Consider the following 3,683-nt stretch of genomic DNA (forward strand, 5'->3'; position numbering starts at 1 on the left):
CGGAGGCACCCCCGGAGGCGCCCACGGCGGCGCTGTCGCCGGGCGCGGGGGACGTCCGCCGCGGCCCGCGCGCGGTCAGGTGTACAGCGACTCGATCTCCTGCGCGAAGTCCTTGGCCACCACGTTGCGCTTGAGCTTCAGCGACGGCGTGACGTGCCCTGACTCCTCACTGAACTGGGCGTCCAGCAGCCGGAACTTGCGCACCGACTCCGCCCGGGACACCGCGGTGTTGCCCTCGTCCACCGCGCCCTGCACGGCGGCCAGCAGTTCCGGGTCGGCCAGCAGTTCGGCGTGCGAGAGCCCTCCCTTGCCGTGCTCCTCGGCCCAGCGCGGCAGGAACTCCTCGTCCAGCGTGACGAGCGCGCCGATGAACGGCCGCCCGTCGCCGACGACCATGCACTCGCCGACCAGCGCGTGCGCCCTGATCCGGTCCTCGATGACGGCCGGTGCGACGTTCTTGCCGCCGGCCGTCACCAGGATCTCCTTCTTGCGGCCGGTGATCGCGAGATAACCGTCCTCGTCGAGGGTGCCGATGTCACCGGTGTGGAACCAGCCGTCGGCCAGCGCCTCGTCGGTGGCGGCCTTGTTGTTCCAGTAGCCGGTGAACAGGTGGTCGCCGTGCAGCAGCACCTCGCCGTCGTCGGCGATGCGCACCACGGAGCCCGGCAGCGGCTGGCCGACCGTGCCGATCTTCTGCCGGTCCCACGGGTTGAACGCCGTCGCCGCGCACGTCTCGGTGAGGCCGTAGCCCTCCAGCACGGTGAAGCCGATGCCGCGGTAGAAGTGGCCGAGCCGCTCACCGAGCGCCGCCCCGCCGGAGATGGCGTGGGTGGCCCGGCCGCCCAGGACCGCGCGCAGCTTGCCGTAGACGAGCCGGTCGAACAGCTTGTGGGTGAGCCTCAGGCGCAGCGACGGCCCGGACGGCTCGTCCATGGCCCGGCTGTAGCGGATGGCGGTGTCCGCGGCCCGGTCGAAGATCTTGCCCTTGCCGTCGGCCTGAGCCTTGGCCCGGGCCGAGTTGTAGACCTTCTCGAAGACCCGGGGCACCCCCAGCACGATGGTCGGCTGGAACGACGCCAGCTCGTCGGTGAGGTTCTTGATGTCGGACACGTGGCCCAGGCGGATCGGCGCCATCACCGCGGCCAGCTGCACCATGCGTCCGAAGACGTGCGCGGCCGGCAGGAACAGCAGCACCGAGCCCTCCCCGGTGCGGAACAGCGGCCGCAGCCGCTCCACGACGTTGCCGCACTCGGCGAAGAAGGAGCGGTGGGTCAGCACGCAGCCCTTGGGACGGCCGGTGGTGCCGGAGGTGTACACGAGGGTGGCGGGGGAGTCGGCGTGGGCCGCCGAGCCGCGCTCGTCGACGGTCTCCTCGCTGATCTCCGCGCCCGCCGCCTCCAGCTCGGACACGGCGCCGTCGTCGATCGTCCACACGTGCCGCAGCTCGGTCAGCCGCTCGGCGACCGACGCGACGCACTCGGCGTGCTCCGCGCTCTCCACCAGGATGCCGACCGCCCCGGAGTCACCGAGGATCCACGCGACCTGCTCCGCGGAACTCGTCTCGTACACCGGCACGGTCACCGCGCCGGCGCTCCAGATGGCGAAGTCCAGCAGCGTCCACTCGTACCGGGTGCGCGACATCAGGGCGACCCGGTCGCCGGGCTGCACACCGGACGCGATCAGGCCTTTGGCGGCGGCGCGGACCTCGGCGAGGAACTCCGTCGCCGTCAGGTCCTGCCAGCCCCCCGGTGCGCCGGGCGCCTTGCGGGCGATCACCGCGACGTCGGGGTGCTGAGCGGCGTTCCGACGGATCAGATCGGTCAGATTTCCGTCCGCGGGGACCTCGTACAGGGCCGGAAGGCTGAACTCGCGCAAGACTGCTGCTCCTCATCGGCGCCGGAACGGGGGCCGCAGCGGGTCGGCCTCCGTTGGCTCGCCCGTGGACGCTGGCGGTCCCGGGGTTGGACGGCCCGGACGTTACCCATCGGTATGGGCGTGGGGATAGGGGGAAAAGCCAGATGTTCGCTGTGTCACATGCGGGAGGCGGTGAAGACGCCTCTCACGGAGAAACCCTAGTCCACGGCCGCCCTGACCAGGAAGCGACGGCCTTCGGCCACGCGCCGGGCGCCCGTCCGCGCCCCCCGGCGACGTGACCGCGCGCCCCCTTCGGCCCCCGCCGGCCCGCTGCCGTCGGAACACCTGCGCGGCCTAGGCTGCACCCATGCCTGGGACGCGGATTCATGTGGTCAGTGATGTGCACGGCAACGCCGAGGACCTCGCCCGAGCCGGAGACGGCGCGGACGTGCTGATCTGCCTCGGCGACCTCATCCTCTTCCTGGACTACGCCGACCACTCGCGCGGCATCCTGCCCGAGCTGTTCGGCGTCGAGGCCGCGGACCGCATCGTGGAGCTGCGCACCGCACGACGGTTCACCGAGGCGCGCGAGTTCTCCCGCCGCCTCTGGGACGGCGTGGACCGGCCCGCCGCCATCGAGGCCGCCGTGCGCAAGCAGTACGCGGAACTGTTCGCCGCCTTTCCCGCACCGACCTACGCCACCTACGGCAACGTCGACATGCCGCGCCTGTGGCCGGAGTACACGCGGCCCGGCACCACCGTGCTCGACGGCGGCACGGCCGTCATCGGCGGCCTCACCGTCGGCTTCGTCGGCGGCGGCCTCCGCACCCCGATGAACACCCCGTTCGAGATCGACGAGGACGTCTACGCCGAGAAGGTCACCGCACTCGGCGAGGTGGACGTGCTGTGCTCGCACATCCCGCCGGACGTGCCCGAGCTGTGCTACGACACCGTCGCCCGCCGCTTCGAACGCGGCAGCGCCGCCCTGCTCGACGCCATCCACCGGGTGCGCCCGCGCTACGCGCTGTTCGGCCACGTGCACCAGCCGCTGGTCCAGCGCATGCGGATCGGCGCCACCGAGTGCGTCAACGTCGGCCACTTCGCCTCCACCGGCAGGCCGCGCGTGCTGGAGTGGTGACCGACGCCCCGCGGCAGCGCGGTAGCCTCGGGACCGCAGCACGCGACGCACCACAGCGGCGCGCCGGACGCGGGTCGCGTCGGGGCGCCGAAGACCACAGCGGCACACACGGGTTCAGCGGAGGAGCCAGGGCGATGGCGGAACACACCAGGTCGAGCATCACCATCGACGCGGCACCGGCCGAGGTCATGGACGTGATCGCCGACTTCGCCCGCTATCCGGAGTGGACGGGCGAGGTGAAGGAGGCCGAGGTCCTCTCCACCGACGACCGGGGCCGCGCCCGGAACGTCCGGCTGCTGCTGGACGCCGGCGCCATCAAGGACGAGCACACCCTCGGCTACGAGTGGCCCGGCCCCGGCGAGGTCCGGTGGTCGCTGGTGAAGTCCCAGATGCTGCGCGCCCTGGACGGCTCCTACCTGCTCGAACCCCTCGACGGCGGTGCCCGTACCGAGGTCACCTACCAGCTGACGGTCGACGTCAAGATCCCCATGCTCGGCATGATCAAGCGCAAGGCCGAGAAGGTCATCATCGACCGCGCACTGGACGGCCTGAAGAAGCGAGTCGAGTCCGGCACGGCAGCCGGCAAGGACTGACATGCCGCCTGCCGTTCCCGGGCCGCGCACCGTACTCGTCACCGGCACCGGCGGCGCGGGCCGGACCACCGTCGCCGCCGCCACCGCCCGGGCCGCCG

At 72.1% G+C, this 3,683-nt stretch carries 3 protein-coding genes; 2 read left to right on the forward strand and 1 reads right to left on the reverse strand.

What is annotated here, in order from left to right:
- Positions 1–75: 75 nt before the first annotated feature.
- The gene (locus ACYVE9_RS19010; RefSeq protein WP_461029085.1) at positions 76–1,875 is read right to left on the reverse strand and encodes an AMP-dependent synthetase/ligase; all 1,800 of its coding nucleotides are present in this window, start codon (positions 1,873–1,875) and stop codon (positions 76–78) included.
- Positions 1,876–2,221: 346 nt separating this feature from the next.
- Between ACYVE9_RS19010 and ACYVE9_RS19015 the strand changes: the two genes are divergently transcribed.
- Positions 2,222–2,992 (forward strand): metallophosphoesterase family protein, encoded by a 771-nt coding sequence (locus ACYVE9_RS19015; protein WP_461029086.1) that lies wholly within the window; start codon positions 2,222–2,224, stop codon positions 2,990–2,992.
- Between the two features lie 134 nt (positions 2,993–3,126).
- Positions 3,127–3,585 (forward strand): SRPBCC family protein, encoded by a 459-nt coding sequence (locus ACYVE9_RS19020; RefSeq protein ID WP_461029087.1) that lies wholly within the window; start codon positions 3,127–3,129, stop codon positions 3,583–3,585.
- Positions 3,586–3,683: the final 98 nt, after the last annotated feature.

The sequence above is a fragment of the Streptomyces sparsus genome (assembly GCF_054776295.1).

Coding starts and splice junctions, on each gene's coding strand:
- ACYVE9_RS19020 (WP_461029087.1), top strand. CDS start 3,127: ATGGCGGAACACACCAGGTCGAGCATCACCATCGACGCGGCACCGGCC.
- ACYVE9_RS19015 (WP_461029086.1), top strand. CDS start 2,222: ATGCCTGGGACGCGGATTCATGTGGTCAGTGATGTGCACGGCAACGCC.